The sequence below is a fragment of the Xanthobacter nonsaccharivorans genome (assembly GCF_043194755.2).
GTDB classification, from domain to species: Bacteria; Pseudomonadota; Alphaproteobacteria; order Rhizobiales; family Xanthobacteraceae; genus Xanthobacter; species Xanthobacter autotrophicus_G.
The window spans coordinates 3,339,665-3,356,490 of sequence record NZ_CM195526.1; the positions used below are offsets into that span (position 1 = coordinate 3,339,665).

The window sequence follows — 16,826 nt, forward strand, 5'->3', positions numbered from 1 at the left end:
CCCGCGGCCGCGGCCGGAGGGCGCCGGCGCCCGTGCCGCCCGGCAGCTCGCGCCGCTTCGTGTCCAGCCTATTTGGGACAGGCGACTTCCTTGTAGACCGCGTCGGCGAACTGCTTGATGCCGACATTGATGCGCAGGGGCGAGGTCCAGGTCTGGTAGGTGACGATGCCGCGGGTGATGGACACCACCTTGTAATTCTCCGGCCCCTTGGTCTTGTAGCATTTGCCGGGCTGAATATCCTCTTCCTTCACGGGCATGGCAAAAATCCTGGGCAAGAACTGAAAAGAATGCGCCCAGTATGCCCGCGGTGCTGCGGCGCGGCAAGGACGGGCGCCGAGCGCCCGCCCCCCGGCTCACCCCCCGTGCGGCGCCCCTTCCGCCGGCGGCGTCGCCACCTTCGGCCGGGCGCCCGGGCGCAGCTTCTCGCGCAGGGCCTGGAACATCACATACAGCGGCGGGATCACGAAGATGCCGAGGAAGGAGGCGGCGATCATGCCGCCGAACACCGGCGTGCCCACGTTCTGCCGCGCCATCTGCGCCGCGCCCTGCGCCACCACCAGCGGGTAGAGGCCGAGGATGAAGGCGAGCGAGGTCATCATCACCGGCCGGAACCGGAGGCGCGAGCCCTCGGTGGCGGCCAGGAGCAGGTCCTCGCCGTGCTCGCGCCGCTCCTTGGCGAACTCGACGATGAGGATGCCGTTCTTCGCCGCGAGGCCGATGAGCACGATCATGCCGATCTGCCCATAGAGGTCGAGGGTGAGCTGGCCGATGACGATAGCCGCGAACGCCCCCAGCATGCCCACCGTGACCGACAGCAGCACCGGGACGGGGATGGTCCAGCTCTCGTACAGCGCCACCAGGAACAGGAAGGCGAACAGCACGGCGAAGGCGAGGATCATCCCCGTCTTGCCTTCCGCCCGCTTCTCCTGGAAGGAGGTGTCGGTCCAGGCGCCGGAGAAGCCCTGGGGCAGGGTCTTCGCCGCCACCTCGTCCATGGCCGCGAGCGCCTGCCCGGAGGAGACGCCGGGCGCGGGGGCGCCCTGCACGGTGACCGCGCGCTTGTTGTTGTAGCGGATGAGCGCCGGCGGGCCGACCTCCACCTGCACCTCGACGATGGAGCGCAGCGGGATCATCTCCCCCTTATTGTTGCGCACATGGATGCGGTAGATGTCGTCGATGGACTTGCGGTCCGCGGCCTCCGCCTGCACCTGCACCTGCCAGGTGCGGCCGAACAGGTTCATGTCGTTCACATAGAGCCCGCCCAGCGCCGTCTGCAGCGCGGTGAACACGCTGTCGAGGGGCACGCCCAGCACCTGCGCCTTGTCGCGGTCGATGTCGAGCTGGATGGACGGGTTGGTGGCCGAATAGGTGGAGAACACGCGGGCGAGCCGCGGGTCCTGGTTGGCGGCGATGATGAGGCCGCGCAGCACCTGCGCCAGCACCTTGGGATCGCCCGCCTTCAGGTCCTGCAGCACGAAGGAGAAGCCGCCGCCGGTGCCGAGGCCGACGATGGGCGGCGGCGCCAGCGGCACCACCGTGCCGCCGGGGATCTGCCGCATCTTCTGTCCGAGCCGGGCGATGATGGCGTCCGCCCCCAGCTCCTTGCCCTTGCGCTCCTCGAACGGCTTCAGCGTCACCACGATGAAGGCGGCGTTGGGCTGGGAGTAATTGTCGATGAAGTTGAGGCCGACGACGGAGGTGTAGTCCTCCACCGTATGCTCCTCCTTCAGGATGGCCTCGGCCTTGCGGATCACCTCCGTGGTGCGGCCCACCGAGGCGCCGCCGGGCAGCTGCACCACCACGAAGAAGGCGCCCTGGTCGTCCTCCGGCAGGAAGCCGGTGGGCGTCATCTTGGACAGGGCGAAGATGCCGCCGGAGGCCACGAACACACACACGAGGCCGATGATCGAGAAGCGCACGAGCCGCGCCACCGCCGCCCCATAGGCGTCGCGCACCTTGTCGATGCCGCGCATGACATAGCCGATGGGCCCCTTCTTCGGCCCGTGGGACGGCTTCAGCAGGATGCCGCACAGCGCCGGGGAGAGGGTCAGCGCATTGATGGCCGAGAGGAACATGGCCACCGCCACGGTGATGGCGAACTGGCGGAACAATTCACCCGAGATGCCGGGGATGAAGGCCACCGGCACGAACACCGAGAGCAGCACCAGGGTGATGGCGATGATCGGGGCGGTGATCTCCGCCATGGCCTTCTTGGTGGCGTCGGCGGGGGAGAGCTCGGGGTGCTCCTCCATCACGCGCTCGACGTTCTCCACCACCACGATGGCGTCGTCCACCACGATGCCGATGGCGAGCACGATGGCGAGCAGCGACACGGTGTTGGCCGAATAGCCGATGGCGTTCAGCACGATGAAGGTGCCGATCAGGCTCACCGGCACCGCCAGCGTCGGGATCAGGGTGGCGCGGAACGAGCCGAGGAAGAGGTAGACCACCAGCACCACGAGGATGAAGGCCTCGATGAGGGTCTTCTGCACCTCGTGCATGGTTTCGGTGACGAAGGTGGTGGGGTCGTAGGTGATCTTCCACTCGAGGTCGTCGGGGAAGGCCTTCGCCAGCTCCGCCATGCGCGTGCGGATGGTGTTCACCGTGGTGATGGCATTGGCGCCGGGGGACTGGTAGAGCGCCAGAACCGCCGCCGGACCACCGTTGAACAGGGTCTCGCGGTCGAGGTTGGAAGCGCCGAGCTCGAGCCGCGCCACGTCGCCGAGGCGCAGCACAGAGCCGTCCGGATTGGTCCGGAGCACGATCTTCTCGAACTCGTCCACGCTGGAGAGGCGGCCCTTGGTGCGCAGGTTCAGCTGCAATTGCTGGTCGTCGGAGATGGGCCGCGCGCCGATGCGCCCCACCGCCGCCTGGACGTTCTGCGCGCGGATGGCGGCCACCACGTCCTCCGCGGTGAGGCCGAGGCCGGTGAGCCGGTCGGTCTTCACCCAGGCGCGCATGGCATAGTCCTGCGGCCCCCACAGGGAGGCATCGCCCACGCCGGGAATGGACTTCAACTCGTCCAGGATATTGATGGTGACGTAGTTGGAAATGTAGAGCGGGTCGAGGGTCTTCTTCGGCGAGGAGATGGCCAGCACCCCGAGCAGCGCCGAGGACTTCTTCTTCACCGTCACGCCCTGGCGCTTCACGTCCTCCGGCAGCTTGGAGAGCGCGACCTGCACGCGGTTGTTCATGTTGACGGTGTTGATGTCCGGGTCGGTGCCCAGCTCGAACGAGCCGGTGAGCGTGTAGGACCCGTCGTCGCCGGACACGCTCTTCATGTAGATGAGCTTGTCCACGCCCACCACCTGCGCCTCGATGGGCTGGGCGACGGTGGCGTCCACGATCTCGGCGGAGGCGCCGGGATAGACGGTGGTCACCGACACCTGCGGCGGGATGATGTCCGGATATTGCGCCACCGGGATGGCGAACATGGACAGGAGGCCCGCGATCACCGTCACGATGGCGATGACGATGGCGAGCCGCGGACGATCGACGAAGACGGAGGAGATCATCGGCTCAGCCCTTGAGGCTGGTGTTCGCAGGAACGGCGCGCACGGCAGCGCCGGGGCGCAGCGCCTCGAACCCGTCGATCACCACCGGCTCGCCGACCTTCAGCCCCTCCATCACGATCACGTTGGGGCCCAGGGTGCCGCCGGTCTTCAGCCGCCGCACCACCGCTTTGCCGTCCTCCACCGCGAACACGTAGACGCCGGCCTGGTCGGCGATGAGCGCGGCCTGCGGGATGACGATGCGCTCCTCGGGCGCGCCGGCCTTCAGCTCCACGCGCACCAGCTGGCCATCCACCAGCTTGCCCTTCGGGTTCGGCACGTCCGCCCGCAGGATCACCGTGTCGGTGGTGCGGCTCACCGAGACGTCGACGAAATTGATGCGCCCCAGCTGGTCGTAGATGGTCCCGTCGGGAAACTTGACGCGGACCTCCACGTTGGCGAGGTCCACCTTCCCCTCCTCCTTCTGCGCCTCCAGATAGTCGCGCTGGCTGACGGGGAAGGTGATGTACATGGGGTCCTGGCTCACCACCGTGTCGAGCACCCCGCTCTCCGGCCCCACGATGTGGCCGCGGGTGAAGACGGTGCGGCCGATGCGGCCGGTGATGGGGGAGACGATGTCGGTGTAGCCGAGGTTGATCTTGGCGGTGTTGAGGGCCGCCTCGGCGGTGAGCAGCGCGCCCTTCGAGGATTCCTCGTTGGCCACCGACTGGTCGCGGGCGACCGCGGTGCCGGCATTCTTGGCGAGCAGCTCCTCGGCGCGCTCGCGCTGGATCTTGGAGAGGGTGAGCGCCGCCTTGGCGCGTTCCACGTCGCCCTCCGCCTGCTGCACGTCCGCCTCGAACAGGGGCTTCTCGATGCGGTAGAGGGGCTGGCCCTCCTTCACCGTCTCGCCCTCCTTGAACAGGACTTCTTCCAGCATGCCCTTCACCCGGGCGCGGATGTCCACCTTCTCGGGCGCCTCCACGCGGCCCACGAACTCCATGGCCTCCGAGACCGGCTTCAGCTCCGCCGGCACCACGCCCACCGGAATGGGGCCCTGCTGCTGGGCCAAGGCGGGAGGGGAAGCAAGAAACGCCAGCAGCGCGAGAGCTGCGGCGGGCTTGGCGGTGACGCGTGACATGCCCATTCTCCCCAACCAGCCGATGGGCGCGCCCGAGCGCACCACCCGTTCGCCCGCACCGCTCGCGGAGGAAGATCCCCGCGTCGCGCGGACTTTATTCATTGCACCGGGACCGGCGCGGGCCAGTCGAGCGGTATGGTTCTACTTGATCGAGTCGATGGAAGAGAGATTATCCTCTTCCGGTCCTCTTGTGGAGCCGCCGTTCCGGCGGCTCCGGCCACGGGGCAGCTTCCAGCCTCACCCCATGATGGAGAGGCCGCCGTCCACATAGACGGTCATGCCGGTGAGGCGCCGGGCGAACGGCGTGGCGAGGAAGGCGGTGGTGAGGCCCACGTCGTCGATGTCCACCAGCTCGCCGATGGGCGCACGCTGGGTGGCCTCCGCGAGCAGCAGGTCGAAGTCCTTGATGCCGGAGGCCGCCCGCGTCTTCAGCGGGCCGGGGGAGACCGCATGCACGCGGATGTCCTTGTGGCCGAGCTCGTAGGCGAGATAGCGCACCGCGCTTTCAAGCGCCGCCTTCACCGGGCCCATGAGATTGTAGTTGGGCACCACCTTGTCGGCGCCGTGGTAGCTCATGGCCAGCAGCGTGCCCCCCTGCGGCATCAGCGGCTCCGCCAGATGCGCCATGCGGATGAACGAGTGGCAGGAGATGTCCATGGCCACCTTGAAGCCCTCCGCGGAGGAATCCACCAGGCGCCCCTGGAGGTCCGCCTTCGGCGCGAAGGCGATGGAGTGCAGGGCGATGTCGAGGCTGCCCCACTCCTTGGCGATGCGGTCGAACACCGCCTCCAGCTCCCCTTCCCGGCTCACGTCGCAGGGGGCGAGGATGCTGGCGCCCAGCTCCTGCGCCAGCGGCTCGACGAAGGGCTTCGCCTTGTCGTTCAGATAGGTGATGGCCAGATCCGCCCCGAGATGGCGGAACACGCGGGCGCAGCCATAAGCGATGGAATGCTCGTTGGCGATGCCCAGCACCAGGGCGCGCTTGCCCTTGAGGGCCGAGCCGAGCAAGGCGATATCCGGGTTCACGGGCGCCGTCGCGGTCATACGGCCTGCCCCGCTGCATAAGAGGGGAAGGGCACCACCCGGCCATCCGGGACCGCCGGCGGCGTCCCGGCGAGCACCTGCCGCACCTCGGCGGTGAAGGCGGTCAGCTCCGGCCCGAAGGCGATGTTCGCCATCAGCCGGTCCAGCAGGGTAAGCAGGTGGGTGCGCTCCTGCGGCGTTTTCAGGAGGTCCGGCAGGCTGGCGAGGGCCTCCTGCGGCGCATGGTCGGCAATGATGGACTGGCGGCGGATGACCGCCTGCGCCACATCCGCCGGCAGGGCGATGAGCCCCACCTCGTGGCCCACCAGGTCGCGGATCTGCTTCAGGGTGGAGAGCCGGCGCTGGCCGCCGCCGCGCTGCTGGGCGAGGAGCGCCACCCGCACCGCCGCATCGGTGAAGTCGCCGGAATGCATGGCGGCAAGGGCCGCCGCCACCTCCGCCGGCGGCTGCTCCACCAGCGCCGGCTGGACGGGGGCGGTGAGGTCCGGGTCCAGCATGGCGAAGGTGCCGTAAAGGCGGAAGAACTCCGTCTCCACCGTAGCGTCGCGCAGGCGGCGGTAGAGGTCCCAGCCCGCGGTGATGGAGGTGGCGGCGAAATGCTCCGCGGCGACCAGCGGGCCCTTCTCGTCGCGCGGGGTGCGCTGGCTGCGGGCGAAATCGGCGAACGGCGCGAACGCCCGGAGCACCGGGTTGAGATCCGACAGGCCCCAGCGCGCGGCGCGCAGCGGATGCACGGCCCGGAGCGCCCGGCCCATCTCCGGCGTCACCACCGCGGACAGGAGGGGGTGCACCAGCACCTCATAGGCCCCCGAGACCGTCTCGGAGATGTTGGCCACCACCTCGAAGGGGATCTCGTCGCGCCGGTCGTATTTCTGCAGCACGGCGATGTCCTCCACCAGGCGCTCGGTGAGGGTCACGTCATACTTCAGCTCGCCGGAGGAGCGGTCCTCCTCGATGGTCATGCCGTAGAGGCCCGGAGGCAGCGCCTCCACATATTCGACGAGGTCGACGATCTGCGCATGCTCGCGCCGCGCCACCGCGCCCGAGACGAAGATGCCGAGGTGCCCCACGCTCTGGTGCATGAGGCCGACGATCACCTGCCCCGCATCCTTCAGCGCCCGCGTGGTGGGGTAGAGGTCCGCCACCCAGTTGATGGCCTGCTGCGGCGGGGTGATGTTGTCGCCCAGCGAGGCGAAGACGATGATGGGCGAGCGCACCGCCTTCAGGTCGAAGGTCTTGCCCGGCGCCCATTCCGCCTTGCCGGCGGCGAGCTTGTTGCCCACGAACAGGTTCTCGACGATCCACCGGATCTCGGCCCGGTTCATCAGGAAATAGCCGCCCCACCAGCGCTCGAACTCCAGGAAGCGCGGCGGCTCCGTGTCGATCTTTGAATAGAGCGCGTAGTATTTGGAGAAATAGGTGTTGCCGGGGTTCAGGTATTCGAAATTGTCGACGAGATACGCCCCGTCGAACACCCCGCCGCCGAGGTCGGAGGCCAGCAGCGCCGTCCACGAGCCGCCGAGCACGCCGCCGGCATAGCGCATGGGGTTCTCGGCGTCGTTGCCGGCCCAGTAGGACATGGGCGCGCCGTTCACCACGATGGGGCCCACGTTGCCGGGGTCCAGCGCGGCCACCAGCATGGCCGCCCAGCCGCCCTGGCAATTGCCCATGACCACCGGCTTGTCGGTATCGGGATGGCGCGCCCGCACGGTGCGCAGGAACTCGGCCTCGGCCAGCGACACGTCCGCCAGCGTCTGCCCCGGCACCGGCTCGGGGAAGAAGATGACCATGTAGACCGCGTGCCCCGCCTTCAGCGCGAAGCCCACTTCGGAATCCGCCTTGAAGCCGCCGATGCCCGGCCCGTGGCCGGCGCGCGGATCGATGATGAGGAAGGGCCGCCGGGCGGGGTCCAGCGTCACCCCCTCCGGCGGCACGACGCGCACGAGGGCATAGTTGCAGGGCCGCTCGAAGCCGCGGGCGTCGGCGATGATCTCGTAGTCGAAGGCGAGCAGCGGCGGCTTGCCGGCCTTCTCGTGGGCAATCCAGTTGTTGCCGCGCTGGCGCATGGTGTCCCAGTAGATGAGGGAGCGCTGGGCCGCGTCGCTCCAGTAGGAGACCGCGTCCCGCCATGCGGCGGCGGGCTCCTGCGGGCGGGCGGCCGTGGCGAAGGCGCTCGCCGCCCCGCGCATGGCCTCGCCATAGGCGGCGACCGCCTCGCCGAGGCGCAGGCGGTAGATCTCCACCACCCGGCCATAGATCTTCATCATGTCCATGGGATGCATCTGAGCCTCCTCAGGCGGCGCTGGTGCGGGATTCGTCCTCACGGGACATCAGCGCGCGCATCTCGCGCACGATGGTCCATTCCTCGTCGGTGGGGATCACATAGGCCTGCGGGCCGCTGCCGCGGGTGATCTTCCCGGCGCCGATCAGGTTTGCGTCCTCGTCCAGCTCGAAGCCCGCCCAGCGGATGGCGTTCAGCACGTCGGCGCGGGTGGCCGCGTCGTTCTCGCCGATGCCCGCGGTGAAGACGAAGCCGTCGACGCCGCCCAGCGCCGCCACCAGCGAGCCGAACTCGCGGTTGATGCGATACACGAACAGGTCGATGGCGCGCTGCGCCCCCGGCTCCGCCTCGGCCTTCTCGCGCAGCTCGCGCATGTCGTTGGAGATGCCGGACACGCCGAGCAGGCCGCACTTGGTGTAGAGGAAGTGCTCCGCCTCCGCCGCGCTCATGCCCATCTCGCGCTGGAGGTAGAAGACCACGCCGGCATCGATGGTGCCGCATCGCGTGCCCATCATCAGCCCGTCCAGGGCCGAAAAGCCCATGGTGGTGGCGACGGACCGTCCGGCCTCGTAGCCGCACAGGCTCGCCCCGGAGCCCAGGTGCGCAGCCACCACCCGGCCGGTGGCGAGCCGCGCATCCACCTTGGGGAACTGGGTCGCAAGATAGGCGTAGGAAAGGCCGTGGAAGCCGTAGCGCTTCACCCCCGCGTCGGTGATGGCCTGCGGGATGGCGAACAGCTGGCCGATCTCCGGCTGGGTGTGGTGGAAGGCGGTGTCGAACGCCGCGATCTGCGGCAGGCCCGGCACCCGCCGGGCGATGATGCGGATGGGCTCCATGCTGCGCGGCTGGTGCAGCGGCGCGAGCGGGGAGAGGGCGTCGAGCTCGGCGATGACCTCCGGGGTCAGGCGCACCGCGTGGGAATAGTTCGGCCCGCCGTGCACCACCCGGTGGCCCACCGCGGTCAACTGATGCCCGCCGCGATGGGCGGCGAGCCAGTCGGAGAGATAGGCGAGCGCCTCCTCGAAGCCGAAGCCCCCGTGGCCGGGCCAGCGCTCCTCACCCACCACCGCGCCCTCGTGGTCCTTCACCTTGAAATGGGGCTCGGTGCCGAGGCCCTCGAACAGGCCGCGATAGATACGGTTCGGCACGTCCGCCCCGTCGTCCACGAACACCTGGAACTTGAGGGAGGAGGAGCCGGCGTTGAGAACGAGCTGCACCTTCGCCATGATCAGACCTCCACCGCCTTCTTGGCCACCCGCTGCGCCTCGGCCAGCAGCGACGCCACGGCGCAGGAAGCGAGCCGCGTCGTCTTGGAATCCGCCCGGCTGGTGAGGATGATCGGCACCCGCGCGCCCAGCACGATGCCGGCGGCGTCCGCGCCGGCGAGGAAGGTGAGGCTTTTCGCCAGCATGTTGCCCGCCTCCAGGTCCGGCACCACCAGGATGTTGGCCCGTCCCGCCACCGGCGACGTGATGTGCTTGATCTCCGCCGAGCCGAGGTCGATGGCGTTGTCCAGGGCGAGCGGCCCGTCCACCACGCCGCCGGTGATCTGGCCGCGATCCGCCATCTTGCACAGGGCCGCCGCCTCGATGGTGGAAGGCACGGAGGGGTTCACCGTCTCCATAGCCGAGAGAATGGCCACCCGCGGCTCCTCGAACTTCAGCGCGCGGGCGAGATCGATGGCGTTCTGGACGATGTGGCACTTCTCCTCGAGGGCGGGGGCGATGTTGATGGCCGCGTCGGTGACGATCAGCGCATCCTCGTGGGTGGGCACGTCCATCACGAAGCAGTGGCTGATGCGCCGGGCGGTGCGCAGGCCGGTGTCGCGGGCGACCACGGCGCCCATCAGCTCGTCGGTGTGGAGGGAGCCCTTCATGAGGGCATCCGCCTCGCCGCAGCGCACGAGCGCCACCGCCTTCTCGGCCGATTCGTGGCTGTGGGCGGTGGCCACCTGCCGGATGTCGCCGATGTCGAGGTTGGCGGCCGCCGCGGCGGCGGCGATCTTGGCCGGCGGGCCCACCAGGATGGGCTCGATGAGGCCGAGCTGCGCCGCCTCCAGCGCCGCGCCGAGCGAAACGGCATCGCACGGATGCGCCACCGCCACCCGCAGCTTTGTCAGCGCGCGGGCCGCGGCGATGAGGCGGTCATATTTCTCGTGGCGGCGGTCAGGCTGGACGGGAACGGGGACCGTCATGAAAGCTCTCCCAATCGCAGAGCCGGCGGCAGTCGCACCCCGAGACGATCATCGGCCCGGGAATGAAGTCGAAGGCACTACCCCGGTAAGGACAAACAGTGATCGTCAGCAGCCTATGCAGGGTTCAGCCTGCGTTCTTCCATGATGTAAATCAATCTCCTTATGATGACGCTTTCATCTCACTCGGACCTCCGTCGGGGCTGCCTGCGTTTTCGGCAGCGGGCTCCGACAACGCCTTCACCGCATGGCGCAGGGTCGGGTAGATGGATAACCCGTCGGGGTTGAACCCGCGCTCCGCCATCCAGTTGCGCCACTCCGTCTGCCGGCCCGCGCCCACCATTTCCACGCCCCGCGCCCGCAGAACCTCCGTCACCTCCTTGAGGGTGAAGAGGCCGGTCACGTCCACCGCCGTCACCGGCAACAGGTCGATGATGACGGCGGTGGGCTTCGCCTCGCCACCGGCGGCGGCGAGCAAGGCGTGGCGGAAGTGCCCGGCGTTGAAGAACACCAGAGGCCCGTTGAAGCGGAAGATGACGAGGCCGTGGGGCGCCGTCGCGCTTTCATGCCGGGACAGGGAGTGGAAGCCGGGCATCCCCTCCACCCGCCCGAGGATTTCCACCCGCGGGCGCGCCGTGAGCCGCACGAAGCGCAGCAGCGCCAGCACCACCGCCACCAGGATGCCCTGCGTCGCCCCCAGCGTGACGACCCCGAGCGTCGCCAGGATGGAGATGGCGGCCTCGGCCCGATCCGCCCGCCAGATGAGGCGGAGCGTCGTGAGGTCCACCAGCGAGACGCCCGCCATCACCAGCACCGCGCCGAGCGCCGCCACCGGCACGAAGGCGAGCGGCCCGGTGAGGAAGATGAGCGCCAGCCCCACCGCCAGCGCCGCGAACAGCGCCGCCGCATGGGTGCGCCCGCCCGCCGCATCGGACATGGCGGTGCGGGAATCCGCGCCCGAGATGGCGAAGCCATGGGTGAAGGCGGACACCGCATTGGCGACGCCGAGGGCGGCGAAATCCTTGTCCGGATCCACCTCGTAACCGTTCTTGGAGGCGAACGAGCGGGAAGTGAGCATCATGGAGGTGAAGCTGACGAGGGCGAGGCCGCCCGCCGCCGGCACCAGCTCCGCCACCGCCGCCGGGTCGATCCGTACCAGCAGGAGCCCCGGCAGCCCGGCCGGCACCGCGCCCAGCGTCTTCACCCCGGCAAGGTCGAGCCCCAGCAGGAGCACCGCCAGCGCCGCCCCGGCCATGGCCAGCACCGCCGCGGGGAAGGACGGCAGAAGCCGCCCGGCCACCAGCATCACCCCGAAGGCGCCGAGGGCAACGAGCAGGGTGGGCGGATGGGTTTCGCCGATCCGCACCAGGAGATCGAAGGTGGCGTGGAACACATGCCCGCCGGTACCGCTGATCCCGGTGATCTTGCCGAGCTGGCCGAGCACGATGGTGATGGCGATGCCATTGAGGAAGCCCACCAGGATGGGCTTGGAGAGGAAATCGGCCATCACCCCCAGCCGGAGGAAGCTCGCGAGGATGCAGATCACCCCCGTCAGCAAGGCCAGCTGCGCCGACAAGGCGGCATAGGCGGCCGCATCCCCCGCCGCCAGCGGCGCCACCGCGGAGGCGATGACCGCGCAGGTGGCCGCATCCGGCCCCAGCACCAGCTGGCGGGACGAGCCGAAGATGGCATAGGCCACGAGGGGGAAGAGGGACGAGTAGAGCCCCACCTCCGGCCGGAAGCCGGCGAGCTCGGAATAGGCGATGCCCACGGGGATGGCCACCGCCGCCACCGCCAGCCCCGCCCGGAGGTCCGGCCCGAGGTCGGAGCGACGGTATCTCAGGAGGGAGACCAGGCCCGGGGTCCACCGCCGCAGGATATGGTGCACGGCTGCGATCCTCCCTCATGCCCTTCGCGGCGAAACACCCCCGGAGCCATCGAAGCCTGGGCCAGAATCTGCCGAATTTCTAGAGCTTTGAAGTGCGGATTGCCGGGGGATCGGTGCCGGACCCGGGGAAAAATCCGGCCGGGCCACCTGCGGGGAGTGGCGGCCCGGCCGGCGCAGCCCGGGAGGTCTCGTGCAGCGCGGGGGCATGTTCCAACAGGCTGGAGCGGGGCACATCCCCCAAACTGAGGAAACGCTTCCGCGATGAAAATCCGTTTCCCTTATCCCCGTCCCATGCCCTCGGGCGTATGCTCAGGGCATGGGCTCGAAGGAGAACACCCGTTTCCAGTCGGACTTCATGCTGATGACGAACCAGCCGCGGGCCTTGGCCTCGTCATGGAGCGCCTGGGTGAAGGTGCCCACCTCGGATGCCGGCAGCCCCAGCGCCGGCCCATAGGCCACCTCCCGCCGCGCATCGTCGTGCAGGACGAGGAGGGAGAGGCGGGCCCCCGCGCCAGCCTTTGCATATTCCAGCATCTGCCGGTCGCCGGTGGAGTTGCCGAAAGCGATCAGCGGCCGCTTGCCGATGACGAGATGGATGCCCTCCGGCTTGCCGCCGAAGATGTCCTCCAGCAGCAGGGACGGCTCCAGCGTCAGCACCGGCCGGCCGGCGGCGTCATAGCCGAACTTCACCGCGTCGGCCGTCCCGACCACCTGCTCGGGCGGGACCCCGTAGAGCCTCTGGGAATAAGCCCGCACGAAATCCTGCCCGCCGCCGGTGACGATATAGGTGCGGAAGCCGTTGCCGCGCAGATAGTCCAATACCTCCCGCATGGGCTGGTACACAAGCTCGCGGCGCAGCCGGCCGAGCCGGGGATTCCTTGCGGTTTCAAGCCACTGGACCACTTCCATGCGGTACTGATCCACCGACACGCCGCGGAGGGCGAGGAGGATGATCTTCTTCAGATCCTCGAAGGGCATGCGCCCCATGGCCTCCTCGTCGCCGGAGATGGCGGTCTTGAACGGCTCCTCGTCCTTCAGCGCCGGATTGGTCTCAGCCATGGCCCGGAGCCGGCTCGCCGCGAAGGAAACCTCGCTGTAGACAGGCTTTTCCACCCACAGGGTGCCGTCCTGGTCGAAGGTGGCGATGCGGTCTGCGGGATCGACGAAGGTGGGCCGCCCCGGCTCGGTGACCGCCTTCACGAAGTCGAGGAGGGCGGCCTTCGTCGGCCCCTCGGTCCAGGACGGCAGGGGATCCGCGGCCTGCCCGGCCCCCTGCCCCGCCGCCGGCGAGAGCCCGCCGACCATCATCGGCAGGCCCAGGCACAAAGCGAGCAGAACGCTGCGCGCAGCCGCCGCCAGCCGGGAAATCACCGTCATGTCACCCCCCTCACCGCACCACGCCCCAGTGCGGGACACGCCCCCCGCCACGGACCTGGGCATCTTGCCCGATTCGCCGGCGCCCACGCGACCGCGGAGCGCCTGCCCCGGACCGCCGAGGCGTGGTGCGCGGCATCATCTTCTTGCCTCGGCGTCGCTTTTTCCGGACCATGGCCGCGCCGCCTTGCCTTCGCGCCCCGGCGGCCCCTGGACGGATCCATGAGCCATTCCCCGATTCTCCGGCGCCAGCAGCAGATATGGACGACGCTCGCCGTCATGCTCTGGCTCGTTATCACCGTGCTCTCCCTGCTGCCGGGCAACGAGCGGCCGCATACGGGCTATTCCGGAAATGCGGAGCATTTTGCCGCCTATGCAGGGGCTGCGAGCGTCACCGCGCTCGCCTTCCGCTCGTGGGCGCCGGTCTGGCTGGTGCTGCCCTTCTCCCTGGCGTCGGCGCTGTTCGAGGTGGCGCAGCTGTTCATTCCCGGCCGAAGCTCGGGAGTCGACAACTGGTTCTTCAGCACCTTCGGGGCGCTTGTGGGCGTGCTGCTGGCCCGATGGCTGCTGCGCCCCGTCCTCGATCGCCTGCTGGCGCCAGGCGCCTCGCCCCTGCCCGGCGGGGAGCGCTGAGCCGGTCCGGACAGGGGCGGCGGACGCTCTTTTCCCCCTCCCACGTGCGCCCCGGGTTTGGCATCCGGCGCATTTGGGCTAAAGGAATGCGCCCGTCCCGTCCGCCAAGGCCCGCGCATGACCTCCTCTCCCGCCCAGGAAACCGTCCTCATCATCGATTTCGGCAGCCAGGTGACCCAGCTGATCGCCCGGCGCGTGCGCGAGGAAGGTGTCTATTCGGAAGTCGTCCCGTTCCAGAAGGGGGCGGAAGCGATCGCCCGGCTGAAGCCGAAGGCCATCATCCTTTCCGGCGGCCCCGCCTCCGTGATCGAGGGCGAGAGCCCCAAGGCCCCCGAGGAGGTCTTCACCGCCGGCGTGCCGGTGCTCGGCATCTGCTACGGCGAGCAGTGCATGGCCGCCCAGCTCGGCGGCACGGTGGAGGCGGGCCACCATCGCGAGTTCGGGCGCGCCGAGGTGACAGTCCAGAAGGTAGTGCCCCTGTTCGAGGGCGTCTGGCGGGAGGGCGAGCGCCACACCGTGTGGATGAGCCACGGTGACCGCGTGACCCAGCTTCCGCCGGGCTTCGAGGTGATCGCCGTCTCCGACAACGCCCCCTTCGCCGCCATCGCCGACGTGTCCCGCAACTACTACGGCGTGCAGTTTCATGCCGAGGTTGCCCACACGCCGGACGGCGCGCGCCTTCTCTCAAACTTCGTGCGCAAGGTGGCTGGGCTGGAGGGGGCCTGGACAATGGGCGCCTTTCGCGAGCGCGCCATCGCCCGCATCCGCGAGCAGGTGGGCACCGGGCGGGTGATCTGCGGCCTCTCGGGCGGTGTGGATTCCTCGGTGGCGGCGGTGCTCATCCACGAGGCCATCGGCGACCAGCTCACCTGCGTGTTCGTCGACCATGGCCTGATGCGGCAGGCGGAGGCCGACGAGGTGGTCTCCCTCTTCCGCGGCCACTACAACATCCCGCTGGTGCATGTGGACGCCTCCGACCTGTTCCTGAAGGAGCTGGACGGCGTCGAGGACCCCGAGCAGAAGCGCAAGACCATCGGCCGGCTGTTCATCGACGTCTTCGACGCCGAGGCCAAGAAGGTGGGCGGCGCGGATTTCCTCGCCCAAGGCACCCTCTACCCCGACGTGATCGAAAGCGTCTCGTTCGCCGGCGGCCCCTCGGTGACCATCAAGAGCCATCACAATGTGGGCGGGCTGCCCGAGCGCATGAACATGAAGCTCGTGGAGCCCCTGCGCGACCTGTTCAAGGACGAGGTGCGCGCGCTGGGCCGCGAGCTCGGCCTGCCCGAGACCTTCGTGGGCCGGCACCCCTTCCCCGGCCCGGGCCTTGCCATCCGCTGCCCCGGCGCGGTGACGAGGGAGAAGCTCGACATCCTGCGCCAGGCGGACGCCATCTATCTGGAGGAAATCCGCTATGCCGGCCTCTATGACGTGATCTGGCAGGCCTTCGCGGTGCTGCTCCCCGTCCGCACTGTCGGCGTCATGGGGGACGGCCGCACCTACGACCACGTGCTGGCCCTGCGCGCCGTCACGTCCGTGGACGGCATGACGGCGGACTTCTACCCCTACGACATGAGCTTCCTCGGCCGCGTGGCGACCCGCATCATCAACGAGGTGAAGGGCGTCAATCGCGTTGTCTACGACGTGACATCGAAACCGCCAGGCACCATCGAGTGGGAGTAGGGGAAACGGCGGCGATTGGCGGCTCTGGCGTAGAATTTCGCAGAAAATACAATGACTTTCGGGCAGTCTTGGCTGCTGCCTAGAGCGCATCGCCAACGGAAATGGCAATGCAATTAAGTCATTGAAATAGTTGTATTTATCGAAGGGCTGTGCGCGACGCGTGGCTCGTGGCGGATTAATGTGACGGTACTTTTGACGGTGCTTTTCATATCCGATCCAGCATTCCCAAAAGTACCGTCACGTGTTTTCGGGGCCTGACGGTACTTTTTTGGACAACAACGCGTTGAAGCGTATAGCGAAAATGCTCGGAAGATGACATTTCGGCACTGACGGTACTTTAGTTATCGACATGCATAGTTTGCAGCTGTCGGCTGCGCCCCGGTCGAGATTCTGGACCTAATTGCATGTCGTCGGATGGGGGGCGTCGCGTCGGCGCGAGGCTTTCTCAATTGTTCGTCGTCAGAACCTTGGGCACAGCTAGCGGTGTAAATTAATAGAGAGCCAGCCTCGTCTCGGGCTGGTTTTGGACGGCAAGTTTACGGTTCTCCATCTGTGCCATGACAGGCTCGTTACTGTGGCCCCTGAAATCCGCGCTTTCCGATGGCCGTGAGAACTTTGTGGTTGATGTCACGACGTTTGCCTAGCTGAGCTGAGGTCAGACTTCGAAGGCGCATTGTGTTCTGACAGAAATTATATTCCCATTCATTGAGCACGCGGCGCTCGTAGAAGAAGGCGATCGCGTCGGCATTCAAGCTTTTATCTGGGTCTTTCCGTATTCGTTTGATAGCGGTGAAGATCAAATCGGATCGCAACCCGAGAAACCGCTTCACACAGATGTTGCCTACCTCGGTCGAGTGGCCGGTAACGCGATTGTGGATGGAGCAGATTTCTATGATCGGGAAGTGTCCACACGGACAGGCTTCTGGCTCATCAGCTTCATGGATGCCGACTAGGCTCCATTCCTTGACGGCGACGTCCCAGCTTCCTGCATTGCTGAGGGGAAGGATGTGTGCCTTGAGCTGCAGGAGATTGTAGCCATCTCCCATCTCGGTTCCTCCTAGAGCTGACGCAGTTCTTCCAAGTCATCGGCCGTCTGCTTCAAG

Annotated in this window: 12 protein-coding genes; 2 read left to right on the plus strand and 10 right to left on the minus strand. The window is 68.0% G+C overall.

From position 1 onward, the window contains the following. Nucleotides 1-68: 68 nt before the first annotated feature. The 9 genes from V5F59_RS15305 to V5F59_RS15345 form a co-directional block, all read right to left on the minus strand. Nucleotides 69-257 (minus strand): hypothetical protein, encoded by a 189-nt coding sequence (locus V5F59_RS15305; RefSeq protein ID WP_393976068.1) that lies wholly within the window; start codon nt 255-257, stop codon nt 69-71. Between the two features lie 96 nt (nt 258-353). After that, entirely contained in the window at nt 354-3,515 is a 3,162-nt protein-coding gene (locus tag V5F59_RS15310) for an efflux RND transporter permease subunit (RefSeq protein ID WP_393976069.1), read from the minus strand. A gap of 4 nt (nt 3,516-3,519) precedes the next feature. Beyond that, the gene (locus V5F59_RS15315) at nt 3,520-4,632 is read right to left on the minus strand and encodes an efflux RND transporter periplasmic adaptor subunit (RefSeq protein WP_393976070.1); all 1,113 of its coding nucleotides are present in this window, start codon (nt 4,630-4,632) and stop codon (nt 3,520-3,522) included. Between the two features lie 237 nt (nt 4,633-4,869). Further along, nucleotides 4,870-5,676, minus strand: coding sequence for an enoyl-ACP reductase FabI (fabI, locus tag V5F59_RS15320; RefSeq protein WP_393976071.1), 807 nt, complete (start codon nt 5,674-5,676; stop codon nt 4,870-4,872). Continuing rightward, nucleotides 5,673-7,958 (minus strand): DUF3141 domain-containing protein, encoded by a 2,286-nt coding sequence (locus tag V5F59_RS15325; protein ID WP_393976072.1) that lies wholly within the window; start codon nt 7,956-7,958, stop codon nt 5,673-5,675. Before V5F59_RS15325 ends, fabI begins: the two co-directional genes overlap by 4 nt. A 10-nt stretch (nt 7,959-7,968) precedes the next feature. Beyond that, complete coding sequence (locus V5F59_RS15330) at nt 7,969-9,183, minus strand: acetate/propionate family kinase (protein WP_393976073.1); 1,215 nt, start codon at nt 9,181-9,183, stop codon at nt 7,969-7,971. 2 nt (nt 9,184-9,185) lie between these two features. Beyond that, complete coding sequence (locus tag V5F59_RS15335) at nt 9,186-10,151, minus strand: phosphate acetyltransferase (protein WP_393976074.1); 966 nt, start codon at nt 10,149-10,151, stop codon at nt 9,186-9,188. 160 nt (nt 10,152-10,311) lie between these two features. After that, nucleotides 10,312-12,036, minus strand: a complete 1,725-nt coding sequence (locus V5F59_RS15340) for a SulP family inorganic anion transporter (protein WP_393976075.1) — start codon at nt 12,034-12,036, stop codon at nt 10,312-10,314. A 309-nt stretch (nt 12,037-12,345) separates the two neighbouring features. Further along, the gene (locus tag V5F59_RS15345) at nt 12,346-13,413 is read right to left on the minus strand and encodes an HAD family hydrolase (RefSeq protein WP_393976076.1); all 1,068 of its coding nucleotides are present in this window, start codon (nt 13,411-13,413) and stop codon (nt 12,346-12,348) included. A gap of 219 nt (nt 13,414-13,632) precedes the next feature. Between V5F59_RS15345 and V5F59_RS15350 the strand changes: the two genes are divergently transcribed. After that, nucleotides 13,633-14,043, plus strand: a complete 411-nt coding sequence (locus V5F59_RS15350) for a VanZ family protein (RefSeq protein ID WP_393976077.1) — start codon at nt 13,633-13,635, stop codon at nt 14,041-14,043. 117 nt (nt 14,044-14,160) lie between these two features. Beyond that, nucleotides 14,161-15,723 carry a glutamine-hydrolyzing GMP synthase gene (gene guaA / locus V5F59_RS15355; protein ID WP_393976078.1) on the plus strand — a complete coding sequence of 521 codons (1,563 nt, stop codon included), beginning with the start codon at nt 14,161-14,163 and terminating at the stop codon, nt 15,721-15,723. Nucleotides 15,724-16,292: 569 nt separating this feature from the next. Here guaA and V5F59_RS15360 read toward each other — a convergent pair. Then, the gene (locus V5F59_RS15360) at nt 16,293-16,769 is read right to left on the minus strand and encodes a hypothetical protein (protein ID WP_393976079.1); all 477 of its coding nucleotides are present in this window, start codon (nt 16,767-16,769) and stop codon (nt 16,293-16,295) included. Nucleotides 16,770-16,826 lie beyond the last annotated feature (57 nt).